General features: G+C 63.0%; 19 protein-coding genes and 1 other RNA gene. 17 read left to right on the top strand and 3 right to left on the bottom strand.

All coding sequences use genetic code 11. The features are described 5' to 3' along the window. Window positions 1-61 precede the first annotated feature (61 nt). On the top strand, window positions 62-1,417 hold the full coding sequence (locus tag J3R84_RS11230) for a serine hydrolase domain-containing protein (protein WP_057211116.1): 1,356 nt from the start codon (window positions 62-64) through the stop codon (window positions 1,415-1,417). A gap of 38 nt (window positions 1,418-1,455) precedes the next feature. Here J3R84_RS11230 and J3R84_RS11225 read toward each other — a convergent pair whose 3' ends face one another. From J3R84_RS11225 to J3R84_RS11215, 3 genes are all read right to left on the bottom strand, one after another. Further along, the gene (locus J3R84_RS11225) at window positions 1,456-2,448 is read right to left on the bottom strand and encodes a lytic transglycosylase domain-containing protein (protein ID WP_025427743.1); all 993 of its coding nucleotides are present in this window, start codon (window positions 2,446-2,448) and stop codon (window positions 1,456-1,458) included. 116 nt (window positions 2,449-2,564) lie between these two features. Beyond that, a complete protein-coding gene (locus J3R84_RS11220) occupies window positions 2,565-3,200 on the bottom strand; it encodes a LysE family translocator (RefSeq protein WP_203528246.1) in 636 nt (211 codons plus the stop codon). Between the two features lie 94 nt (window positions 3,201-3,294). Beyond that, window positions 3,295-4,509, bottom strand: coding sequence for a pyrophosphate--fructose-6-phosphate 1-phosphotransferase (locus tag J3R84_RS11215; protein ID WP_025427741.1), 1,215 nt, complete (start codon window positions 4,507-4,509; stop codon window positions 3,295-3,297). 406 nt (window positions 4,510-4,915) lie between these two features. On the opposite strand from J3R84_RS11215, the gene J3R84_RS11210 reads away from it, so the two are divergent. The 16 genes from J3R84_RS11210 (at window position 4,916) to murC (ending at window position 22,863) form a co-directional block, all read left to right on the top strand. Beyond that, on the top strand, window positions 4,916-5,623 hold the full coding sequence (locus tag J3R84_RS11210; RefSeq protein WP_025427740.1) for a J domain-containing protein: 708 nt from the start codon (window positions 4,916-4,918) through the stop codon (window positions 5,621-5,623). Beyond that, window positions 5,620-6,384, top strand: coding sequence for an N-acetylmuramoyl-L-alanine amidase (locus J3R84_RS11205; protein ID WP_025427739.1), 765 nt, complete (start codon window positions 5,620-5,622; stop codon window positions 6,382-6,384). The genes J3R84_RS11210 and J3R84_RS11205 overlap by 4 nt, the downstream gene beginning before the upstream one ends. A 228-nt stretch (window positions 6,385-6,612) precedes the next feature. Further along, window positions 6,613-7,140, top strand: a complete 528-nt coding sequence (locus tag J3R84_RS11200) for a lytic transglycosylase domain-containing protein (protein ID WP_025427738.1) — start codon at window positions 6,613-6,615, stop codon at window positions 7,138-7,140. A gap of 331 nt (window positions 7,141-7,471) precedes the next feature. Then, window positions 7,472-8,662, top strand: a complete 1,191-nt coding sequence (locus tag J3R84_RS11195) for an NAD(P)/FAD-dependent oxidoreductase (RefSeq protein WP_025427737.1) — start codon at window positions 7,472-7,474, stop codon at window positions 8,660-8,662. Between the two features lie 97 nt (window positions 8,663-8,759). Next, window positions 8,760-9,159: RNase P RNA component class A (gene rnpB / locus J3R84_RS11190), an RNA gene on the top strand. A gap of 588 nt (window positions 9,160-9,747) precedes the next feature. Continuing rightward, window positions 9,748-10,188: a division/cell wall cluster transcriptional repressor MraZ gene (gene mraZ / locus J3R84_RS11185; RefSeq protein WP_025427736.1), complete on the top strand. Its 441-nt coding sequence runs from the start codon at window positions 9,748-9,750 to the stop codon at window positions 10,186-10,188. 14 nt (window positions 10,189-10,202) lie between these two features. Further along, window positions 10,203-11,228, top strand: a complete 1,026-nt coding sequence (gene rsmH / locus J3R84_RS11180) for a 16S rRNA (cytosine(1402)-N(4))-methyltransferase RsmH (RefSeq protein ID WP_025427735.1) — start codon at window positions 10,203-10,205, stop codon at window positions 11,226-11,228. 7 nt (window positions 11,229-11,235) lie between these two features. Then, window positions 11,236-11,619: a cell division protein FtsL gene (gene ftsL, locus J3R84_RS11175; RefSeq protein WP_025427734.1), complete on the top strand. Its 384-nt coding sequence runs from the start codon at window positions 11,236-11,238 to the stop codon at window positions 11,617-11,619. Then, window positions 11,619-13,367, top strand: a complete 1,749-nt coding sequence (locus J3R84_RS11170; protein ID WP_025427733.1) for a peptidoglycan D,D-transpeptidase FtsI family protein — start codon at window positions 11,619-11,621, stop codon at window positions 13,365-13,367. Before ftsL ends, J3R84_RS11170 begins: the two co-directional genes overlap by 1 nt. 67 nt (window positions 13,368-13,434) lie before the next feature. Next, window positions 13,435-14,898 (top strand): UDP-N-acetylmuramoyl-L-alanyl-D-glutamate--2,6-diaminopimelate ligase, encoded by a 1,464-nt coding sequence (locus J3R84_RS11165; RefSeq protein ID WP_025427732.1) that lies wholly within the window; start codon window positions 13,435-13,437, stop codon window positions 14,896-14,898. A 1-nt stretch (window position 14,899) separates the two neighbouring features. Beyond that, window positions 14,900-16,339, top strand: a complete 1,440-nt coding sequence (locus J3R84_RS11160; RefSeq protein ID WP_025427731.1) for a UDP-N-acetylmuramoylalanyl-D-glutamyl-2,6-diaminopimelate--D-alanyl-D-alanine ligase — start codon at window positions 14,900-14,902, stop codon at window positions 16,337-16,339. A 236-nt stretch (window positions 16,340-16,575) separates the two neighbouring features. Continuing rightward, window positions 16,576-17,676 (top strand): phospho-N-acetylmuramoyl-pentapeptide-transferase, encoded by a 1,101-nt coding sequence (gene mraY, locus J3R84_RS11155; protein WP_025427730.1) that lies wholly within the window; start codon window positions 16,576-16,578, stop codon window positions 17,674-17,676. A 7-nt stretch (window positions 17,677-17,683) separates the two neighbouring features. Further along, window positions 17,684-19,075, top strand: coding sequence for a UDP-N-acetylmuramoyl-L-alanine--D-glutamate ligase (gene murD, locus J3R84_RS11150; RefSeq protein WP_025427729.1), 1,392 nt, complete (start codon window positions 17,684-17,686; stop codon window positions 19,073-19,075). 99 nt (window positions 19,076-19,174) lie between these two features. Further along, the gene (gene ftsW / locus J3R84_RS11145; protein ID WP_025427728.1) at window positions 19,175-20,329 is read left to right on the top strand and encodes a putative lipid II flippase FtsW; all 1,155 of its coding nucleotides are present in this window, start codon (window positions 19,175-19,177) and stop codon (window positions 20,327-20,329) included. A 3-nt stretch (window positions 20,330-20,332) separates the two neighbouring features. Beyond that, window positions 20,333-21,457 (top strand): undecaprenyldiphospho-muramoylpentapeptide beta-N-acetylglucosaminyltransferase, encoded by a 1,125-nt coding sequence (murG, locus tag J3R84_RS11140; protein ID WP_203528248.1) that lies wholly within the window; start codon window positions 20,333-20,335, stop codon window positions 21,455-21,457. After that, window positions 21,454-22,863, top strand: a complete 1,410-nt coding sequence (gene murC / locus J3R84_RS11135) for a UDP-N-acetylmuramate--L-alanine ligase (RefSeq protein WP_025427726.1) — start codon at window positions 21,454-21,456, stop codon at window positions 22,861-22,863. The genes murG and murC overlap by 4 nt, the downstream gene beginning before the upstream one ends.

Here is a 22,863-nt window from a genome sequence, read left to right as displayed (position 1 = left end):
CAAGGGCTTTTCCTTTCGTTCAAATGCTGCTTCTCTCTCTCGCGTCAGACGGGAGAATGCGATGGCACGCGTATTGAAAACTGTCGGGGCTGCTGTTGTCGTGGCCATTGCCTGCGTCGGTGGGTGGCTGGCCGTGGCGCCGCCGGGGCTGCTGAAGGTCGGCGATGGCTACGCCGCCAAGATCGTCTGCTCGAATGTCTTCATCGCCGGGCGTGACGGGCAGGCGGTGCTTGCCGACGACGTCCAGGCGCCGGGCCATCCGTTGTTGAAATTCATCAGCGTCTCGGTCGACCGGGAGAAGCGGCTGGTGTCTGCCCGCATCTTCGGCTTTGCCGCCCCGGCCCATGCGGTCTATCGCCCAGGGCTCGGCTGCGCCAACGTTTCCGACGACGATCTCGCTGCCCTGGCTCCAGCGGTGGAGCCGTCGACGCCTGACATCGCCCGATCGGCCGATGTCTCCTGGCCGGACGGCGACAAGGCGGATATCGATCCGGCCGTTCAGGCATTGATCGAGGATGGCAACCTTGCCGGTCCTGGCATGCGCGCGATCTCGGTGGTGCGCGACGGACATCTGATTGCCGAGACCTACGGCGCGGGCTTTAATCGCTCGACGCCGCTTCTCGGCTGGTCGATGACCAAATCGGTGACATCAGCGCTGATCGGCATGCGCGTCGCCGAAGGGCACATGGACGTGACGCGCGCCGGCCTGCTGCCGGAATGGAGCGGCGACGCGCGCGCCAAGATCAGGCTTGCCGACCTCATGGGAATGGAGAGCGGCCTCGAGTTCAACGAGGGCTACGGCAATGTCAGCGATGTAACGCGCATGCTCTATCTCGAAAGGGACATGGCGGGCTTCGCCGCAGCCAAGCCGGCGACATCGAAGCCGGGCTCGACCTTCAGCTATTCCAGCGGCACGAGCACGCTGTTGTCGCGGCTCTGGATGCAAAGCTTCGACGACCCCGCCGCAGCGCTTGCCTATCCGCGCGATGCCCTGTTCCTGCCGCTCGGGATGACGAGTGCGGTGCTCGAGACCGATGCCAGCGGCACCTTTGTCGGATCGTCCTACATGTATGCAACGGCGCGCGACTGGGCGCGTTTTGCGCAATTCCTGCTTCAGGACGGCAACTGGAAGGGTAGGGGGCTGTTGCCTAGGGATTATGTCGCTTTCATGCGGACGCCGACCAAGGCATCCGGCGGCGAATATGGCGCGGGCCAGGTGTGGCTGCAGGAGAATGGGGTTCGCGCCGGCACAGGCGTCTTTCCTGCCGATGCCTTCTGGATGCTCGGGCATGACGGGCAGGCGATCTTGCTGGTGCCTTCGCTTCGCCTTGCGGTCGTGCGCCTGGGGCTGACGCCGTCACGCGGTGGTTACGACGTGCAGCAGCTCAACGCCAAAATAATAGAGGCGCTCGATTGAGCGCCTCCTGAAACGTTCACCAAAACGATCCGGCGTCGTTATTTCATGCCGAGTTCTTCGAGCAGGCCCTTGCGCTTGGCGTGGTAGTAATAGCCGCTGGCATAGAGCTTGACCGCGCCGTCGTGCTTGTTGTCGGCAACCATCCAGGCGCCGTGCAGGTACTTGGTCGCATACATCAGGTTGGTTTCCGCATCGAACAGGCCTTCGGCCGGGCCTTCGTAGCCGAGCCCCTTGGCGGTGTTGTAGCGGATCTGCATCAGACCGTAATTGCCCTTGCTGTAGGCGCGCGGGTTGTAGTTGCTCTCGCGCTTGACGACGCGGTGCACGAGCTCGACGGGAATGCCGTTGAGGTCGGCGTAATGCTTGATGAGCTTGTCGAGTTCCGGGCGCGAGCTGGTCGGCGCCTTGGTCAGCTTCATCGAATCGGGAATGACGCTGGCAACGGCGGCGACGCTCGAACCGATCACGCCCATCTTCGGCTTTTCGGTGGGCACGATCATGCGGTTGGCGACGAGCGTTTCGAGGCCGACGGGCTCGCCGGTGTCGAAGTCCGATTCCATCGCGGCAGCAACGGCAAGCGTCGAAACGGGAAGATCCTGGACGCGGCTCGTCTTCGGCGAGACGAGGGCGGATGCGCTTTCCGGCAGGACAGCGGCATTGGCAGAAGCTGCTACCGGCGTCGCCATGGCGACGGCCTGCGCTGCGCCCGGCTTGCCGCCGGGAACGGCGACGACCGTCGGTGCCGGACCGGCGGCCTGCGCGAGATCAGTGCCGACGGGAAAGGTGGTTGCCATGCCGGCCGTTTGTGCCGACAGGGCAGCGGATGCCGCGGTTGCCGCGCCATCCGGTGTCGGAAGGGCATAGGCCGTCATTTCGCTGCCGGGTTTTGCAAGCGGGGTGACCGTCTGCACGGCCGTAAGCTCTTCCACCGAGGTATGCTCGACAGTCGAGCACCCGGAGACGAGTGTCGCCGACAGAATAGCTGCCACGCCAAACGTCTGTTTTGAAAGGGAAATACGGAATTTCGGCATGCTGTCACTTTCGTGCTTCTGGGCCCCGCAGCCCCGGCAAATCAACGGCGATTAGCCGCCATGCGTGAATCTCCATTAACCCATGGGGCGTCGCGCAGCAAGCGCACGAGCGAATTTCAGGCCGACGCCCGCTTCATGGTTGCCGTCAGAAGCCCGGCGCCGATGAGCAGCGAGCCGCCCGTGCGGTTGACGATCCGCCTGATATTCGGCTTCGAAATCGTGCTTTTGGCGGCGGTCGCAAGCGCTGCATAGAGGCTTGCGTTGAGGATGGCGAGCGTCAGGAACGTTACCTCGAAAATCGCCATCTGGGTAAAGAGCGGCTGCGACAGATCGAGGAACTGCGGCAGGAAGGCGACGAAGAAGACGATGCTCTTCGGGTTGAGTGCGGTGACGGCATAGGCATGGAAAAAGATGCGCAGCGGCCGTTCCTTGGCGGGCACATGCTCACCGGTACCTTCGCTTCCGGCAACCGGTGCCCGCCAGAGCTGGATGCCGAGCCAGACGAGATAGGCGGCCCCCACCCATTTCAACACGGTGAAGACCGCAGCGGAGGTGGCGAGCAGTGCGCCGAGCCCGAGCATCGATGCGGTCATGGCGGTGAAATCACCGAGCGCCACGCCGGCAACCGTCGCGCCCGCCGTCTTGCGGCCATGGCCGAGCGCATAGGAAATGACGAGCAATATGGTCGGGCTGGGAATGGCGAGCAGCACTGCAGAGGCAGCGGCAAAGGCAAACCAGTGTTCGAACGACATGAAAAAGGCTCCGCGCTTGAGGGCTTTCCGAGACTGATCTCGGGAGGGAGCCACCAAGGCGCGGAGCCGTCAACTGTTAATCAGAGATCTCTGATCAGTCTTCCGCCTGCCACTTCTGGCCAATGACATCCATGACGTTGCCGAACCACTTCGTCGAGGTGTCGAAGTGCTTGCCGCCCTTGATGCGCGGGAACTCGATGGTGCGCAGCTTGCCGCCCTGATCCTCGTCGTGGCCGGTGACGCCGGAGACCTTGTTAAGCGCGCTTTCGACCGCCAGGTCGACCATGCTCTGGATCAGGCGGAGATCGTCGACGTTTGCCGGCGCGGAGCGGGCGTAGTAGCCCGACTTCTGCACCATCGACCGCTCGGCGCCGAGAAGGGCCGCGAACTGCTTGGAGAACCAGTTGCCGACATTGATGGTGTCGATCTTCACGTGGCCGAAGGCGTCGCGCTTGACGGTTTCGCCGGCAGCTTCCCGCTCAGCGACGATCGCGTCGAGGCAGGCGCCTTCGCTGACGAACAGCGTGACGAAGCCCGAGTGGTTCATGACGGCGCGCAGCCGCTCGGCCTCGGCCTCGAGGTCGAACTTGATCTCGGGCAGGTAGAGGCCGTCGATGTTCTTCAGCTGCTTGTTCATCATGAAGCCGTCGACGAACTGCTTGTCCTCAGTCATCTGGACATAGGAGCGGGCGGTTGCCGCCGTCAGCCAGCCGCAGTGACGGCCCATGACTTCATGGACGACGAGCGTGCGCGGGGCAGCGCTCTGTTCGTTGCTGACATGATCGAAGAAGCGGGCGCCATGTTCGGCGGCCGTCCAGGCGCCGAGTGACTGGCGGATCGGCACCACGTCGTTGTCGACCGTCTTCGGCAGGCCGACGACCGTCAGGTCGTAGCCATTGGCGCCGAGATAGGCGGCAAGGTCGGCGGCGGTGGTGTTGGTGTCGTCGCCACCGATCGTGTGCAGGATGCCGATGCCGTCGGAGGCGAGGCGCTCGGCAGCGACGCGCAGCGGGTTTTCACCCTCCTTGACCAGGCCGCGCTTGACGCAGTCGGCAGCGTTGGTGAGCTTGACGCGGCTGTTGCCGATCGGTGAGCCGCCGTGGCGGTGCAGGATATGCGCATTTTCGCGCATGTCCCTGGTGATCTCGATGCGGTCGCCAAGCAGCACGCCCTGGTAGCCGGAGCGGTAGGCCACCAGCTCGTAGTCGGGCGCGATGTCGGTGTAGCGTTCGATCAGGCCACCAACGGCGGATGACAGGCAAGGCGCCAGCCCGCCGGCCGTCAGCATTGCGACTTTCTTCTTGGCCATGTTTCCTCCTCGGGATTCGGCATGCAATTGGTGGGGCCTCTCTAGCGTAAATCCGATGGAAGTTAAATGACAGGTCTGTGGATGTCCGGTCGGCAAGTGCTTGGGTTTTGTCGCCTCGGTCTCGAAAACGACCGTGGACATGATGCCGCGCAAACCGCGGCGGCAAGAGGCAGGCTCGGCGCCAACCCGCTGTGGGGCAGGGGGTTGAGCCTCTTCCCGAAGGTGCTGACCTGTTCCCCAGGGAACAGATGGGAACCCTCGCGCTGGCGCAACGTTACCGCAACGGATTGACAATAGTGAGGGGCCATCACAAATTCGTCATTCCCGTGGTTCGCCGCAGGCCACCGCTTGCAATTTGCCACCACAATAGTCCATGCTATAGGCTGGAGAGACAGGAAAATCGTGCATGTCATTCTGGGATAGCCTCCTCAAAATCGTCACCGCCACCGGCAACGCACTTGCCGGTGTGGTCGAGGCCGTGCGCACACTGTTCGAAGGCGACCCGGAAACCCGGCGCAAGGTGGCTTTCTCCGTGGCGATGATCGCGCTTTCGGCCAAGATGGCGAAGGCCGACGGCGTCGTGACCGAGGCGGAGGTCTCGGCCTTTCGCGATATCTTCGAGTTTCCCGCCGATCAGGCCCAGAATGTTGCCCGTCTCTATAACCTCGCGCGCCAGGACGTCGCCGGTTTCGAAGCCTATGCCGAGAAGATGGCGTCGCTCTGCTCGTCCTGCGAGAGCAATTGCCCGATCCTGGAAGACATCATCGACGGGTTGTTCCACATCGCCAAGTCCGACGGCGCGGTGCATGAAAAGGAACTGGCCTTCCTGATGCGGGTCGCCGAGATCTTCCACATGGACGAAGCGCATTTCGAACGGATCATGGCGCGCCACGTGCACAGCGACGGCCGCGATCCCTATCAGGTGCTCGGCGTTTCGCCCAAGGACGACTTTGCTAAGATCCGCAAGCACTACCGCGTGCTGGTGTCCGAGAACCATCCGGACATGCTGGTTGCGCGTGGCGTGCCGCAAGAGTTCCATGCGATCGCCAATGACCGCATGGCCGCGCTGAACGCCGCCTATGAGGCGATCGAGAGAGAACGCCGCGCCGCATGACGTCGAAATACTGCGACTACTCGGGTGCACGTTTCATGCCGTCGCCCAACTTCGGCGACCGTGCGGATGCGCGGGTGCCCGATATGATCGTGCTTCACTACACTGGGATGCCGACGGCGAAATCTGCGCTCGAATGGCTGTGCCGCCAGGAAAGCCAGGTTTCGAGCCACTATTTCGTCCACGAGGACGGTCGCGTCGACCAGCTCGTGCCGGAGACGCTGCGGGCCTGGCATGCGGGCAAAAGCTTCTGGAAGGGCGAGACGGACATCAATTCCTGCTCGATCGGCATCGAGATCGCCAACGCCGGTCACCCCGGCGGGCTACCGGATTTTCCCGAAAAACAGATCGCTGCGGTCGTCGAATTGTGTCGGGACTGTGGCGAACGGTGGTCGATCGCCCCGGAACGGGTCCTCGCACACAGCGATATTGCGCCAATTCGCAAGGTCGATCCGGGTGAAAAATTTCCGTGGGATCGCCTGCATCGCGAGGGCGTCGGGCACTGGGTGGAGCCGGCGCCGATCGGCGGCGGTCGCTTTTTTCAGCGCGGCGATCACGGCCAACCGGTCGAGGCGATCCAGTCCATGCTGTCGCTCTATGGTTACGGCATTGAAGTCACTGGCGAATTCTGCGAAAAAACCGAGGGCGCCGTCGCCGCCTTCCAACGGCATTTTCGCCAGGAAAGGGTCGACGGCATCGCCGATATCTCGACCCTCGATACGTTGCACCGTCTGCTTGCGGGACTACCGCAGTTTGGTGCCTGACGCGCAAAATTTTTGCGTGCTAAATTAGCTTTCCCGGTCTTTTGTCGCACAAATTTGCTGCGTTGCCACATGTTTACCATGATGCGGCATTCATTTGCCGCTGATTGGAACTGCAGGGAACGTCAGGGCGCAACGCTCATTTCCTGTCAATGAAACGATCGGGAAGTGAGGCTTGAACGGCGGGGTGCGCCGTGCCGCCCATTCCCCAGACCGGAGACTTCAAACTACATGAGAATATCGTCTGTTGCTGCGGTGGCGGCATGCTTTGGCATGTTCTTCGCCGGGATTGGTACGTCGTATGCGGGGAATATCGACAAGACCATCAAGACCTCATCCCTCAAGTCAGTTACACGGACGACAGGTTACCCGAAACCGGAAATCTTAGAAGGCACGCAGTACACAATCCTGATCCAGTCCTACGCCAAGCAGTACGGCGTTCCGGCGGACCTGGCCCATGCGGTGGTCAAGGTCGAAAGCAATTTCAATGCCATGGCGCGCGGCAGTGCCGGCGAAATCGGCCTGATGCAGATCAAGCCGGCGACGGCGCGCATGATGGGCTATTCCGGCTCCTCCAAGGGTCTCTACGATCCCGAAACGAACATCAAGTTCGGCATGAAGTATCTTGCTGTGGCGCATGAGCTTTCCGGCGGCACCACCTGCGGCACCATCCTGAAGTACAATGCCGGCCACGCTGCCAAGCGCATGAACCCGGTCTCCAAGCGTTACTGCGGCAAGGTCCAGAGCATCATCGACTAAGTGATGCCGTCCGTATGGCGCGCACCAGGTCGTGCGCGCAAAGCATGTTTTACAGCGCCGCGCGTCTTATTAGACGCGCAAAGGTCGCTGTAGCACTTTAAACTTGCTGCATAATTTCGTCCTTAATCGGATCCGATTTAAGGAATTATGCAGTAAGGGGCATTGTATTCTATCGAATACCGAGCATCATCCGCTGACCGTCCTTGAGCGGTGGCAGATGCTCCAGCCGGACAGGTCTCGCGTTCCGGCGATCTTCGAAATGTGATGCCCCCGCAGTGTCATAACTGCACTGACATGCTATCTCCGCCTGATCGAGATGATGGGGACGGACATGTCGGAAAGCTTTGATTTCATCATTGTCGGCAAGGGCATGATGGGGGCGGCCGCAGCACGGTACCTGGCGCTTTCCGGCGCACGGGTGGCCTTGGTCGGGCCGGACGAGCCCAGCGACTGGGCCAATCACGGCGGCGTCTTTTCCAGCCATTACGACAATGCCCGAATCACCCGCACGATCGACGACGATCCCGTCTGGGCGCGTCTCGCCAAGCGTTCCATCGACCGTTACAGAGAGATCGCCGGGCAAAGCGGCATCGATTTCTATGCGGAAGTCGGCTGCCTGATCGCCGGCCCGGCGCCGGGCGGAAGCTACGACTATATCGAGAAGGTCGCCAAGGCTCGCGACGCGCTCGGCGTCGAGGCGCCGCTTCTGGACGAAGATGCACTGTCCGAACGCTTTGCCTGGTTCCGTTTCCCCCAGGGCTTTGCCGGCATCCACGAGGCGCAAGGGGCCGGCTACATCAATCCACATGCGCTCGTTCTGGCGCAGACGATCTGTGCGGAAAAGGCCGGCGCCCGGATTGTCCGCAGCGAAGTGGCGTCCGTATCCGAGGCCGGCGACCGCGTCGTCGTCACGACGACAGAGGGCGCAACACTCACTGCGGGACGCGTGATCGTTGCCGCCGGCGGGTTTTCCCTTTCCGACACGCTTCTTCCCCGACCGATCGACCTCGTCGTCAAGGCGCGCACCGTGTTCTTCGCGGAGGTCGCGGCTGACGATCTGCCAACCTATGACCATATGCCATCGCTGATCGGTGCGTCGCCGGAGCAGGCGAAGAGCTACTACCTGCTGCCGCCGGTCGCCTATGCCGACGGCAAGCATTACATCAAGATCGGCGGCGATCCGACCGACCGCATTCTCAAGAGCGAGCCCGAGGTGCGGGCGTGGTTCCGGGGCAGCGCCGGCGCCGGAGCAGCGGAACACATGGGCGGATTGCTCGCCGAGGTGATGCCCGGCTTCAAGCCCGCTTCGACGCATTTCCGCCCCTGCGTGACGTCGTTCACCCGCCACGGCTTTCCCTATATCGGCTTTGCCGGCGGCGATCGTATTGCCGTCGTCACGGGTGGTAACGGCCAGGCGGCGAAAAGCTCCGACGAGATCGGTCGGCTTGGCGCCAAGCTGGTGATGGATGGTCGGATCGACGATCCGGCCTATGAAACGGATTTCGCCGTCTCGTTCCGCTAAGCACTGAAGTAAAAGTGTGGCGGCGTGCCAAAGCCGAAACGTCGAGATCGCCGTTTTTCTCTGGCGCTCGGCTTCCCGGTCGGTTAAGGACCGCCTGCCAGTTGGCCGGGCAGCCGCGCTCCGCAAGTGCCGAAAGGCCGCGGGGGGAGGAAAGTCCGGGCTCCACGGAAATACGGTGCCGGATAACGTCCGGCGAGGGCGACCTCAGGGAAAGTGCCACAGAAAGCAAACCGCTCCGCTTGCGGAGTAAGGGTGAAAGGGTGGGGTAAGAGCCCACCGCGGACATGGCGACATGGACGGCACGGCAAACCCCACCGGGAGCAAGACCGAATAGGGATGACGCGGGCGCGCAAGCGTCCAGCCTGTTTCCGGGCCAGTCATCCGGGTGGGTTGCAAGAGGCTGCGTGCAAACGTAGTCCCAGATGAATGGCTGCCACGTTCCGTTGTCTTCGGGCAATGGGGCCATACAGAACCCGGCTTACAGGCCAACTGGCGATTTCTTCCTTCTATAGCGCCGCGCGTCTTGTTAGACGCGCAAAGGTCGCGGTAGCACTTCGAATTGCTGCATGTATCCTTAAATCGAATACGATTTAAGGATACATGCAGTAGACGGCGATGCTCTTAGCAGCAGCGAGGCTTTGGGCAGCGCAAGTTCGGCTGACGTCCTTTGCTCTTTGTGCCAGCTAGGACGCGAAAACCATGGCCGCAGCGCCGTCCGCCCGCTTGGCTGCAATCTTGCTGATATTCCGATTTCCCAACGATTTGAAGCCGTTTGGCCGTCGCATTGCGAGGCATCGGGGGTGCTTTCGTAACCCTTCGTTAAACTTAACAACCTATCAATATTTGATCAGCTACCCAGCTGTTCAAGAGCCAATCCCATTGACGCCCATATGGTCCCATGATATCCCATAATGGTACTGCGCAAGGGCCGCGTCGTGGCCCGTCATCGCAAAATTCCAGTGTCTCCCGGCTTCGGGAGATGGGCGGACATGTTGGTGTCCGGCGGGGGCGTTTTGTGGGTGTGGTCGAGTGTTCCCGCGGGTCGATGATAATGGCCCGTCAGTCTTGGGCGGCCGTTTCGCGTCATGAACCGCTTCTTGTCAAATGCTACCAATCGGATCGATGCAAAGGGGCGGGTGTCCGTGCCTTCGGCGTTTCGTTCCGTGCTGTCGGATGGAGGCGTTCGAGAGCTATACTGCTTCCAGGATTTCGTCTTTCCGGCGATCAGCGTCGGTGGGCCGGAGCTCCTGGATCGGTTCGAGAGGCAGATGGCGGCCGAGGATCCTTTTTCTCCGGCGGCCAACGAGATGTCGCTGCTCGTTCACGGGGGCGGGGTCTTCGTCAAGCTCGATCCGGAAGGTCGGTTGATGGTGACGGATTTCATCCGCGACTTCACCGGTATCTCGACCGACGTGATGTTCGTCGGGCGGGGCGATTATTTTCAGCTCTGGGAGCCGCAGGCCTTTGCAAAGGCGCAAGCGGCGGCCCGGGAAGGGCGCAAATCACGGGGGTTGCGTCCGGAATAGAATGGAGAGGCGGAATGGTGACGGAACAAGGCGGAGGAACTTCTGAAGCCGATGGCGGACCGGTCCGTCACATTCCCGTCCTCCTGAGCGAGGTTCTCGCGGCGCTCGATCCGGCCCCCGGCAAGGTCATTCTCGACGGCACGTTTGGTGCCGGCGGTTATGCATCCGCCATCCTCGATGCTGGCGCCGATGTGATCGCGCTCGATCGCGATCCGACGGCGATCGCCGCGGGCCAGTCGATGGCTGCGGCCGCGGGTGGTAAGCTCAAGCTCATTCACTCCCGTTTTTCGCAGCTCGCCGAGCATGCGCCCGCCGGCAGTCTCGACGGCGTGGTGCTCGATATCGGCGTGTCGTCGATGCAGATCGACGAGGCCGAGCGCGGCTTCTCCTTCCAGAAGAAGGGCCCGCTCGACATGCGCATGTCGGCAGCCGGCGTTTCTGCCGCCGACGTCGTCAACCGGGCCAAGGTTTCCGATCTCATCCGCATCTTCGGTTTCCTCGGCGAGGAAAAGCAGTCGGGCCGCATCGCCCGCGCCATCGAAAAGCGCCGGGCCGAAACGCCGTTCGAAACCACCCGCGATCTCGCCGGGTTGATCGAAATCGTCACTCCGCGCAAGGCCAAGGACAAGATCCATCCGGCAACCCGCGTCTTCCAGGCGCTGCGCATCTTCGTCAACGATGAACTCGGCGAACTCGCCCAGGCGCTTTTTGCCGCCGAGCGGGCGCTGAAGCCGGGCGGCCGTCTCGTGGTCGTCACCTTCCATTCGCTCGAAGACCGGATCGTCAAGGCTTTCTTCCAGGATCGCTCGGGCAAGGCTGCGGGTTCGCGCCATCTGCCACTGGTGACCGCGCGTGCGGCAACCTTCACACCAGTTGGAAAGCCTATGGTGGCCGCCAGCGAGGAAGAAGCGTCCCTCAATCCGCGCGCCCGGTCTGCCAAGCTCAGAGCCGGTATCCGCACGGAAGCGCCATCGCCGGGAAACGATCTATCCATTTTCAATCTGCCGGAACTGGCGAGCCTTGCACGGTTGGGGGGCTGAGAGAGATATGCTGCGAACACTCGACATAGTCCTGATCGTCGTCATGACGGCAGCCGCCACGGTCACCTACACGATCAAGCATCGTGCCGAAAACAAGCTGGAAGAGGTGCGCAGGCTCGATGCCGCCATCAAGCTGGAAGAAGACACGATCGACCTTCTGCGCGCCGACTGGGCGCTGCTGACGCAGCCGAACCGGCTGGAACGTCTGGTTGGCGCCTTCGGCGCTGATCTGCAACTGGCACCGACGCCGTCGACGCAACTCGTGCGCCCGCAGGAGCTGCCGATGCTGAAGGCCGACGTGCCGCCGACGGAAGAAGAAAAGAAGCTCGCCGCCGCCAAGGCGTCGGAGAAAAAGACCGATAATATCGCAACAGGTTCGGTGGCGCGCTGATGTCGTTTCTCTCCCGCATCATGGTCTTGAAGAGCAAGGCGCATTTCTCCGCAGGCGGCAACAACCTGCCGGCCGAGGCCAAGCTCAACGTCACCTTCCAGGGCACACGCAAGAAGACCACCAATCAGGCGAAGAACCGCGTGGCGATCATCATCGCCAGCTTCGGCATCGTCTATGCGGTCATCGGTGGCCGCCTGGTGCAATACGGCATGGCGCAGCCGGAGACGGTTTCGAGTATCGGCCGCGCCGACAATCTGATGGCCTCGCGCCCGGATATTCTCGACCGCAACGGCGAGATCCTCGCCACCGACATCCGCACGGTCTCTCTCTATGCCGAGCCGCACAAGATCGTCGATGCGGATGAGGCGGTCGAGCGGCTTGCAACCGTGCTGCCCGATCTCAACGCCCGCGACATCTACAACAAGCTGAAGTCGAAATCGCGCTTCCAGTGGCTGCGCCGCCAATTGACCCCGAAGCAGCAGAGCGAAATCCTGGCGCTCGGCATTCCCGGCGTCGGTTTCCGGCCGGAAAAGCGCCGCTTCTATCCGGGCGGCCCGACCGCCGCCCATGTTCTCGGCCACGTCAACATCGACAACCGCGGTGTTGCCGGCATGGAGCGCTACATCGACGGGCAGGGGCTCGCCGATCTCGCCGCCATCGGCATGACCAGCGATGCCAAGCTCGAGCCGGTCAAGCTGTCGATCGACGTTCGGGTGCAGAACATCGTGCGCGACGTCATCGATGCCGGCATGAAGAACTACCAGGCGCTGGCCGCCGGGGCCGTGGTGCTCGACGTCAATACCGGCGAAGTGCTGGCGTTGGCGTCGGTCCCCGATTACGACCCGAACAAGCCGGCCGAAGGTGCCGAAGAGGGCTGGATGAACCGCATGTCGAACGGCACGTTCGAGATGGGCTCCACCTTCAAGACGTTCACGATCGCCATGGGTCTCGATTCCGGCAAGGTAACGCTCAACGACAGCTTCGACGCCTCGGCACCGATCCGCATCGGCGGCTTCACCATCAAGGACTTCCACGGCAAGCGCCGGGTGCTGACCGTTCCGGAAATCTTCCAGTATTCGTCGAACATCGGCACCGCCAAGATCGCCGACCTGATCGGCATTCCCGGCCACAAGGAATTTCTGACCCGGATCGGCCTGCTGTCGAAGCTGCCGACCGAGCTGCCGGAAGTCAAATCCCCGAGCCAGCCGCGCGAATGGAAGAAGATCAACTCGATCACCATCTCCTTCGGCCACGGCGTTTCGACGACGCCGCTGCAGACGGCTGTCGCAGGTGCCGCGCTCGTCAACGGCGGCAAGCTGATCCCGCCGACCTTCCTGCCACGCTCGCAGGAGCAGGCCGATGAACTGGCGACGACGGTCGTCAAGAAAAGCACCAGCGACGACATGCGCTTTCTGCTTCGCTGGAACGGCATCGCCGGTTCGGGCAAGCGCGCGCAGGTGCCGGGCTTCAACGTCGGCGGCAAGACCGGCACGGCCGACAAGGTCGTCAACGGCCGCTATGCCAGCGACCAGAACTTCAACGCCTTTCTCGCAGCGTTTCCGATCGACAATCCGAAGTACATCGTGCTGACTTTCATTGACGCGCCGAAGACCGGCGAAGGCGGCGGACGGACCGCCGGCTCGAATGCCGCGCCCATGGTTCGCGACATCATCAGCCGCTCCGCACCGCTTCTCGGCGTCGAACCGAAGTTCGGAGAAGATGGTTCTGCCATGCTTGTGTCTTATTAGGCATGAAATGAGAATGCGGACGATTCGCGATTCCGGCGAATTGAGAGCGATGTGAGACGTGCGGTTCATGAAGATAAAAGACCTGGCGGGAACGAGCTTCCCTGAACTTTCTGCGCAACTGGATGGCGCTTCCTCGCAGATCGAGGTTGCCGGCATTACGGCCGACAGCCGGCATGTGCAGCCAGGAGATCTTTTCGTCGCCGTCTCCGGCACCAAGGCAAACGGCACCAGCTATATCGTCGACGCGCTTGCGCGCGGCGCCGTTGCCGTCGTCGCTGAATCCGGCGTCAAGCCTGATGGATCCTCCGCACCCGTTCTTTCGCTCGGCAACCCGCGCGCCTTTCTCGCGCGCGCCGCCGCCGCGTTCTACGGTCGCCAGCCTGAGACGATGGTTGCGGTGACGGGCACGGCCGGCAAGACCTCGGTCGCCTCCTTCACCCGGCAGATCTGGGCGCATTCGGGCCTTGCTGCCGCGATGATCGGCACGACAGGCGTGGTGGCGCCCGGCCGCAACGACTACGGTTCTCTCACCACGCCCGATCCGGTTTCCCTGCACAAGCTTCTTGCCGAACTCGCAGATGCCGGCGTCACCCATGCGGCGATGGAGGCTTCCAGCCACGGCCTCGACCAGAGCCGGCTCGACGGCGTCAAGCTTTCGGCTGCGGCCTTTACCAATCTCGGCCGCGACCACATGGACTACCATCCGACGGTCGAGCACTATATGGCGTCCAAGATGCGGCTGTTCGAAGCGTTACTGCCGAAGGGCGCGCCCGCGGTTGTCTTTGCCGACGACCAGTGGTCGGAACAGGCGATTGCGGCTGCCCGCAAGGCCAAGCTCGACGTGCGCACCGTCGGCCGCAAGGGCGAATTCATCTCGCTGAAGCGGGTCGAACATTTCCGCCACAAGCAGTCGGCCGAAGTGCATGTCGGCGACGACATCTTCGAAATCCATATTCCGCTTGCCGGCGATTTCCAGGTTGCCAACGCGCTTGTCGCGGCGGGACTTGCGATCTCCACCGGCATCAGCGCCAAGGCGGCGTTCTCCGCGCTTGAAAAGCTGCAGGGTGCCTCCGGCCGCCTCGAACTGGTCGGCCAGACCAGGGACGGCGCGCTTGCCTATGTCGACTATGCCCACAAGCCCGATGCGCTCGAAAATGTGCTGGCCTCGGTGCGGCCGTTCACGACGGGCCGCGTTATCGTGGTCTTCGGCTGCGGCGGCGACCGCGACAAGGGCAAGCGACCGATCATGGGCGAGATCGCCACGCGGCTTGCCGACGTCGTGATCGTCACGGATGACAATCCGCGCTCGGAAGTGCCTGAGGTGATCCGCTCGGAAATCATGGCTGCGGCTCCAGGTGCAACCGAAATCGGCGACCGCGCCGAAGCGATCCGTGCCGCCGTCGGCATGTTGACAAGCGGCGACACGCTGATCGTCGCCGGCAAGGGACATGAGGAAGGCCAGACGGTCGGTTCCGTCACGCTGCCGTTCTCGGATCATGCGGAAGTCCGCAAGGCATTGGGAGGTCTGTGATTTGAACTGGCTCTGGACAAGCAGCGATCTTCTGGCCGCAATGAACGGCCGTCCGGTTGGAAACCTGCCCGAAGGAGTAAGCGGCATATCGATCGACAGCCGCTCGGTCGGCAAGGGCGAAGCCTTCTTCGCGATCAAGGGCGACCGGGTCGATGGCCACGACTATGCGGGCCTTGCGCTCGCCAATGGCGCCGCACTCCTCGTTGTCAGCGAAGGCAAACTGCCGGCGCTCGGCCGCCTCAGCGCGCCACTGATCGTCGTCGACGACGTGCTTGAAGCGATGATTCGGCTCGGTTGCGCGGCGCGCGACCGCAGTGCTGCGAAGATCATCGCCGTCACCGGTTCCGTCGGCAAGACCACCACCAAGGAGATGCTGCGGCACGTGCTGGTGCCGCAAGGGCGCGTGCACGCCTCCGTGGCCTCGTTCAACAATCATTGGGGCGTGCCGCTGACGCTTGCGCGCATGCCCGAGGCCACCGATTTCGGCATCTTCGAAATCGGCATGAACCATCCGGGCGAGATCCGGCCGCTGACGAAGATGGTCCGCCCGCATGTGGCAATCGTCACCAGCATCGCTGCCGCTCATCTCGGAAACTTCGACAGCCTGGACCAGATCGCCGAGGCCAAGGCCGAGATCTTCGAGGGCGTCGTCAATGGCGGCCACGCGGTCATCAACCACGACAGTGCCCAGTACAAGCTGCTCGAAAAGGCCGCGGGTACGGCTGGCGTCAGCTATATCCACTCCTTCGGCGTCAACCCGAAGGCGGAGTTCCGCCTCGTCGAGTTTGCCGGTGCGGCGGACGGTTCAGTGCTTTGGGCCGCCCTTGGCGGCCGGACGATGGAAATCACCATCGGCGCTCCTGGACGTCATATCGCCGAGAACGCGCTGGCCGTGCTCGCGGCGGTGAAGCTGGTCGGCGCCGATGTCGACTACGCCGCCTCGTCGCTGGCGACGATGCAGGCCGAAACGGGCAGGGGCCGCCGGCACCAACTGTTGATCGGCGCGGGCACACTGACGCTGATCGACGAGAGCTACAACGCCAATCCGAGCTCGATGCGCGCGGCGATTTCGCTGCTGCAGGATTCAGCACCGGCGCCGGGCGGGCGCCGCATCGCCGTGCTCGGCGACATGCTGGAGATGGGCGAACACGCCGCCGGCGTTCATGCCGCGCTCGCCAAACCTCTCGTCGAAGCCGGCATCACCGATGTCTGGCTTGCCGGGCCGTTGATGGCCCACCTGCGCGACGCGTTGCCGCCGGAAATCTCCGTCGTCTACCGCGAAACGGTGGACGAACTGAAGGCCTATGCACTCGGCGCGGTTGCGACCGGCGACGTGGTGATGATCAAGTCTTCGAAGGGCACGGGCTGCGGCAAGATCGTGCATGCGCTGATCGAAGCCTATCCGGAGCCCGAGGCCGAGGGGGACGAAGCAACTGCGTGATTGCCGGACTGCAAGCGGTTCAGCGGCAATGATGCAGTCGACCAAATGACGACAACGATCTTCGCGTGCCTCAAGCGGCGCGCTGCGTTGTAGTGGTCGTCGCCGATGCTGGCGGCGGTGGATACAGCCTTGGGTTAGGCAGCGCGGCCTAACACTTTCGCATACAAGCGCGTATCGTTTTTCAGATGATTCTGTTGGACGGTGTCCGATTTTAAACCTTTGGGGAAAGGTCCCTTATGCTCATCTGGCTCGTGGAACTGGCGGACCACTTTCAGTTTTTCAATCTCTTTCGCTACATCACGTTCCGTACCGGTGCAGCGCTTTTCACTTCGGCCTTGATCGTTTTCCTTTTCGGTCCGCGCATGATTGCCTCCCTCCGCATCCGTCAGGGCAAGGGTCAGCCTATCCGCGCCGATGGTCCGCAGACGCATTTCAAGAAGGCCGGCACGCCGACGATGGGCGGGTTGATGATCCTTGCGGGCATCGTCGTGTCATCGCTTCTGTGGGCCGATCTTTCCAGCGTCTATGTGGTCTCGACCCTTCTCGTCACGCTCGGTTTCGGCGCCATCGGCTTTTATGACGACTATCTCAAGGTCACCAAGCAGTCGGACAAAGGCTTTTCCGGCAAGGCGCGTCTCGGCTTCGAGTTCATCATCGCCGCGATTGCCGTGTTCTTCATGATGCAGGCGTCGCTTTCGGGCGGTGCTGCCGGCTCGACCTTCGGCTCCTCGGTCACCTTCCCGTTCTTCAAGGACCTCGTGATCAATCTCGGCTATTTCTTCGTGCTGTTCGGTGGCTTCGTCATCGTCGGCGCCGGCAATGCCGTGAACCTGACGGATGGTCTCGATGGGCTTGCCATCGTGCCCGTCATGATCGCGGCGGCCGCCTTCGGCCTCATCGCCTATCTCGCCGGTAACGCCGTTTTCGCCAATTACCTGCAGATCCATTTCGTGCCCGGCACGGGCGAGCTCGCCGTCATCCTCGGCGCCGTCATCGGCGCCGGCCTCGGCTTCCTCTGGTTCAACGCGCCGCCCGCCGCCATCTTCATGGGTGATACCGGTTCGCTGGCGCTCGGCGGCCTGATCGGCACCGTTGCCGTCGCGGTCAAGCATGAATTTGTCATGATCATCATCGGTGGCCTGTTCGTCATGGAAACGCTGTCGGTGATCATCCAGGTGTTCTGGTTCAAGCGCACCGGGCGCCGCGTCTTCCTGATGGCGCCGATCCACCACCACTTCGAAAAGAAGGGCTGGACGGAAAGCCAGGTCGTGATCCGCTTCTGGATCATCGCCGTCATCCTTGCGATGGTCGGCCTGTCCACCCTCAAGCTGCGGTGAGCGGACGATGATCGCGGTCAGCACATTCAGGGGCAAGAAGGTCGCTCTTTTCGGGCTTGGTGGTTCGGGGCTGGCGACTGCGCAGGCGCTCGTCGCCGGCGGCGCCGAGGTGACGGCCTGGGACGACAATCCCGACAGCGTCGCCAAGGCCGGCGAGGCGGGTGTGCCGACAGCGAACCTGCACGGCATCGACTGGCGTGCCTTTGCCGCCTTCGTGCTTTCGCCCGGCGTGCCGCTGACCCATCCGAAGCCGCATTGGACCGTCGACCTCGCGCATGCCGCTGGCGTCGAGATCATCGGCGATGTCGAGCTTTTCGTGCGCGAGCGCCGGGCGCAGGCGCCCGATGCCCCGTTCATCGCCATTACCGGCACCAACGGCAAATCGACGACCACGGCGCTGATCGCCCATATCCTGAGGGAAAGCGGCCGTGACACCCAGCTCGGCGGCAATATCGGCACGGCCGTACTGACGCTTGAGCCCCCGAAGGCCGGCCGCTTCTATGTGGTCGAGTGCTCGTCCTACCAGATCGATCTGGCGCCGACGCTCAACCCGACGGCCGGTATCCTGCTCAATCTCACGCCCGATCATCTCGATCGGCACGGCACCATGCAGCACTATGCCGATATCAAGGAGCGGCTGGTGGCCGGCAGCGGCACGGCGATCGTCGGTGTCGACGACAGCTTCTGCGCACTGATTGCCGATCGCGTCGAGCGGGCGGGCACCAAGGTGGTTCGCATCTCGCGCCGGCATGTTCTGGCCGACGGGATCTATGCCGAAGGCTCGCGCGTCCTTGAGGCGCACGGCGGAACGTCGCGGCTCTTCGTAGATCTCGATGGCATCCAGACGCTGCGCGGCGGCCATAATGCGCAGAATGCTGCCGCGGCAATCGCCGCATGCCTTGCCGTCGATGTCAGCGAAGACGAGATACGCCAGGGGCTGAAAAGCTTCCCCGGCTTGAAGCATCGCATGCAGCCGGTCGGCCGCAAGGGTGCTGTCGTATTCGTCAACGACAGCAAGGCGACCAATGCGGATGCAGCGGCCCCGGCGCTGTCGAGCTACGAGCGCATCTACTGGATCGCCGGCGGCCTTCCGAAGGAGGGCGGCATCACTTCGCTGTCGCCGTTCTTCCCGAAGATCGTCAAGGCCTACCTGATCGGTGAGGCCGCACCGGCCTTTGCCGCAACGCTCGGCGAGGCGGTGCCCTTCGAGATTTCAGGCACGCTGGAAAAGGCCGTGGCGCATGCCGCAGCAGATGCCGAGCACGATGACAAAGGCGCGTCGGCGGTGATGTTATCCCCGGCTTGCGCAAGTTTCGACCAGTATAAGAACTTTGAAATACGCGGCGATGCCTTCGTGACGCACGTCAAGGCATTGCAGGGCGTGACGATGCTGATCTGACGCTCGCCGTCCGCGCGCCCATCCGGCGCGCGACGGGTGGCGGTGATGCCGGGGTTTCGGACGTTTGGCGCAGGCGCGCCTGATAAAGGGGACTGACAGATGGTAAGCCGAGCCGAACGTGGCCCTGTGGCCGACTGGTTCTGGACGATCGACAGGTTCTTCCTGGCGACCTTCATCCTGTTGATGGGCGTGGGCTTCATGCTGTCGTTTGCGGCAAGCCCGGCGGTCGCCGAGCGCATCGGCCTCGACAGCTTCCACTTCGTCAAGCGCCACGCCGTCTTCCTCTTGCCGTCGCTGGTGGTGATGGTCGCCATCTCCTTCCTGTCGCCGAGGCAGGTGCGCCGCGCCGCGATCATCCTGCTCGGCGTGTCGCTCGCGATGATGGTGCTGGTGCTGTTCATCGGCCAGGAGGTCAAGGGCTCGATGCGCTGGATCTCAATCGCCGGCATTTCCATCCAGCCCTCGGAATTCATGAAGCCAGCCTTCGTGGTCGTCTGCGCCTGGTTGTTTTCGGAACATGCGCGCCAGCCGGAAATTCCCGGCAATCTCTTTGCCATCCTGCTCTTCGGCATTGTCGGCGCGCTGCTCGTCGCCCAGCCCGACCTTGGCCAGACGATCCTGACGACCGCGGTCTGGGGCGGCATGTTCTTCATGGCCGGCATGCCGTGGCTGTGGATCATCGTGCTCGCCGGCGCTGCCTTCGGCGGCTTCTTCGTCGCCTATACCATGCTGCCGCACGTGGCCGGCCGTATCGACAAATTCCTGACCGGGGAGGGCGATACCTTCCAGATGGACACGGCGCGCGAGGCGATCATCCGCGGCGACTGGTTCGGCCGCGGTCCGGGCGAAGGCATCGTCAAGCGCATCATTCCCGATAGCCACACCGACTTCGTGTTCTCGGTGGCGGCTGAAGAATTCGGCATCGTCTTCTGCATGCTGATCGTGATGATCTTCGCCTTCCTGGTGCTGCGCGGCCTCAACCACGCCTTCCGCGAGCGCAACGACTTCAACCGCTTCGCCGTTGCCGGCCTCGTGCTGCAGATCGGCATCCAGTCGATGATCAACATCGGCGTGAACCTCGAACTGCTTCCGGCCAAGGGCATGACCCTGCCGCTGATCTCCTATGGCGGCTCGTCCATGGTGGCGATCTGCGTCACCGCCGGCTTCATCCTGGCGCTCACGCGCCATCGCCCAGAGAAGCGCGCCGTGGAGCGTAGCCTGTTTCGGTCCGGCATTGGCGTGCCGGCGGAGTAAAGAATGACCAAAGGCATTATCCTTCTTGCCGCCGGGGGTACCGGCGGCCATCTGTTCCCGGCCGAGGCGCTCGCCCATGAGCTGAAGGCCAACGGCTATTCGGTGCATCTGGTGACCGACAGTCGCGCCGAGCGTTTCGCCGGCAAGTTCCCGGCAGACGAGGTGCATGTGGTGCCGTCGGCAACCATCGGCTCGAAGAACCCCATTCATGTCGTGCGCTCGCTGTGGACGCTCTGGACCGGCATGCGTGCCGCGCGCCAGCTGATCGCCCGGCTGCGGCCGAAGGCCGTCGTCGGTTTCGGCGGCTACCCGACCGTGCCGCCGCTGCTGGCGGCAACCGGCATGGGCGTGCCGTCGATGATCCATGAACAGAACGCTGTCATGGGTCGTGCCAACAAGGCGCTCGCCTCCCGCGTCAAGGCGATCGCCGGCGGCTTCCTGCCCGAGGGCACCGGTACCTTTGCCGCCAAGACGGTGACGACGGGCAACCCGGTGCGTCCGGCCGTGCTCGATGCTGCCAAGGTGCCTTATGTCGCGGCGGCGGGCGAAGCGCCGTTCCATCTCGTCGTCTTCGGCGGTAGCCAGGGCGCGCAATATTTCTCGAAGGCGATCCCCCAGGCGATCTGCCGTCTCGACGACGCACTTCGCCAGCGGCTGACGGTGACGCAGCAGGCGCGTCCGGAAGATCGCGACGGCGTCATCGCCACCTATGAGAAGCTCGGCGTTCCCGCCGAGGTCTCGCCGTTCTTCACCGATATGGCCGAGCGCATCGCCGGCGCCCAGCTGGTCATCTGCCGCTCGGGCGCCTCGACGGTTTCCGAGCTTGCGGTCATCGGCCGGCCGGCGATCCTCGTTCCCTATCCTTATGCGCTCGATCACGATCAGGCGGCCAATGCCGCGGCGATTGCCGCCAAGGGCGGCGCAAAGGTGATCGCCCAGGCGGAGCTGACCGCCGAGCGCCTTGCCGGCATTCTTGCTGAGGCCATGGCCAATCCACAATCGCTGGCGCAGATGGCCGCCAATGCGCGCGAAACCGGAAAGCCGGACGCCGCGCGCTTGCTTGCATCGATGGTAGAGGCTATTGCCAGCGGTTTGACAGTCGAGACATTCAAGGAAAAGCGCTCATGAAAATGCCGAAGACGATCGGTCTGGTTCATTTTATCGGTATCGGCGGTATCGGCATGAGCGGTATTGCCGAGGTGCTGCACAATCTCGGTCACCGGGTGCAGGGCTCCGATCAGTCTGATAGCGCCAATGTCCAGCGGCTGCGCGAAAAGGGCATCGAGGTCTACGTCGGCCACAAGGCCGAGAACATCGGCGATGCCGAAGTGGTCGTCGTGTCGACCGCGATCAAGAAGGACAATCCCGAACTGATCGCCGCCCGTGAAAAACTGCTGCCGGTCGTGCGCCGCGCCGAGATGCTGGCCGAGCTGATGCGCTTCCGCAATGCGATCGCCATCGGCGGCACCCACGGCAAGACGACGACGACCTCGATGGTTGCTGCCCTTCTCGATGCCGGTGGGCTCGACCCGACCGTCATCAACGGCGGCATCATCAATGCCTACGGCACCAATGCCCGCATGGGTGAGGGCAAGTGGATGGTGGTCGAGGCCGACGAGTCCGACGGGACCTTCCTCAAGCTGCCTGCCGATGTCGCCGTCGTCACCAACATCGACCCTGAGCATCTCGACCACTACGGCAATTTCGACGCCGTGCGCGCCGCGTTCCGCCAGTTCGTCGAGAACGTGCCATTCTACGGTTTCGGCGTGCTCTGCCTCGATCACCCCGAAGTGCAGACCATGGTCAGCAAGATCGAGGACCGCAAGGTCATCACCTACGGCGAAAACCCGCAGGCCGACGTTCGTTTCCTCAACATCCGCATGGACGGTGCCACTTCCGTCTTCGATATCGAGATCCGCCGTCGCCGCACCGGCCAGGTGATCTCGATGAAGGATCTGCGCCTGCCGATGCCCGGCCGCCACAATGTGTCGAACGCCACGGCCGCGATCGCGGTCGCCCAGCGCCTCGGCGTCAGCCCCGAGGCGATCGCCAAGGGGCTTGCCTCCTTCGGCGGCGTCAAGCGGCGCTTCACCTTTACCGGCGACTGGAACGGCGTGCGCATCTATGACGACTACGGCCACCATCCGGTCGAGATCAAGGCCGTGCTCAAGGCGGCGCGCGAGGCATGCCAGGGCCGCATCATCGCCGTGCACCAGCCGCACCGCTACTCGCGCCTTGCGAGCCTGTTCGAAGATTTTTCAGCCTGCTTCAACGACGCCGACACGGTTCTGATCGCGCCTGTCTATGCGGCCGGGGAGGAAGCGATCGACGGCGTCAACGCCGAAGAGCTCGTCAACCGCATCAAGGCCGGCGGTCATCGCGACGCCCGGCATGTGGTCGGACCCGAAACAATCGCGCCGGTTGTCAGCAAGATTGCGCAGCCGGGTGATTTTGTGGTTCTCTTGGGGGCTGGCAGCATCACCTACTGGGCCGCTGCCCTGCCACGGGAACTCGCAGACATTTCAGGAAATTGA

Origin of the sequence: Ensifer canadensis, assembly GCF_017488845.2 — a bacterium.
Classification (GTDB): domain Bacteria; phylum Pseudomonadota; class Alphaproteobacteria; order Rhizobiales; family Rhizobiaceae; genus Ensifer; species Ensifer canadensis.
This window is presented reverse-complemented; position numbering and strand designations above follow the sequence as displayed.

Bases quoted from the DNA above. Each gene is read 5' to 3' on its own strand.
- J3R84_RS11200 (WP_025427738.1), top strand. From the start codon at position 6,613: ATGAGAATATCGTCTGTTGCTGCGGTGGCGGCATGCTTTGGCATGTTC.
- J3R84_RS11195 (WP_025427737.1), top strand. From the start codon at position 7,472: ATGTCGGAAAGCTTTGATTTCATCATTGTCGGCAAGGGCATGATGGGG.
- J3R84_RS11205 (WP_025427739.1), top strand. From the start codon at position 5,620: ATGACGTCGAAATACTGCGACTACTCGGGTGCACGTTTCATGCCGTCG.
- J3R84_RS11210 (WP_025427740.1), top strand. From the start codon at position 4,916: ATGTCATTCTGGGATAGCCTCCTCAAAATCGTCACCGCCACCGGCAAC.
- J3R84_RS11170 (WP_025427733.1), top strand. From the start codon at position 11,619: ATGTCGTTTCTCTCCCGCATCATGGTCTTGAAGAGCAAGGCGCATTTC.
- rsmH (WP_025427735.1), top strand. From the start codon at position 10,203: ATGGTGACGGAACAAGGCGGAGGAACTTCTGAAGCCGATGGCGGACCG.
- J3R84_RS11230 (WP_057211116.1), top strand. From the start codon at position 62: ATGGCACGCGTATTGAAAACTGTCGGGGCTGCTGTTGTCGTGGCCATT.
- murC (WP_025427726.1), top strand. From the start codon at position 21,454: ATGAAAATGCCGAAGACGATCGGTCTGGTTCATTTTATCGGTATCGGC.
- murG (WP_203528248.1), top strand. From the start codon at position 20,333: ATGACCAAAGGCATTATCCTTCTTGCCGCCGGGGGTACCGGCGGCCAT.
- ftsL (WP_025427734.1), top strand. From the start codon at position 11,236: ATGCTGCGAACACTCGACATAGTCCTGATCGTCGTCATGACGGCAGCC.
- J3R84_RS11215 (WP_025427741.1), bottom strand. From the start codon at position 4,509: ATGGCCAAGAAGAAAGTCGCAATGCTGACGGCCGGCGGGCTGGCGCCT.
- murD (WP_025427729.1), top strand. From the start codon at position 17,684: ATGATCGCGGTCAGCACATTCAGGGGCAAGAAGGTCGCTCTTTTCGGG.
- ftsW (WP_025427728.1), top strand. From the start codon at position 19,175: ATGGTAAGCCGAGCCGAACGTGGCCCTGTGGCCGACTGGTTCTGGACG.
- mraY (WP_025427730.1), top strand. From the start codon at position 16,576: ATGCTCATCTGGCTCGTGGAACTGGCGGACCACTTTCAGTTTTTCAAT.
- J3R84_RS11220 (WP_203528246.1), bottom strand. From the start codon at position 3,200: ATGTCGTTCGAACACTGGTTTGCCTTTGCCGCTGCCTCTGCAGTGCTG.
- mraZ (WP_025427736.1), top strand. From the start codon at position 9,748: ATGAACCGCTTCTTGTCAAATGCTACCAATCGGATCGATGCAAAGGGG.
- J3R84_RS11225 (WP_025427743.1), bottom strand. From the start codon at position 2,448: ATGCCGAAATTCCGTATTTCCCTTTCAAAACAGACGTTTGGCGTGGCA.
- J3R84_RS11165 (WP_025427732.1), top strand. From the start codon at position 13,435: ATGAAGATAAAAGACCTGGCGGGAACGAGCTTCCCTGAACTTTCTGCG.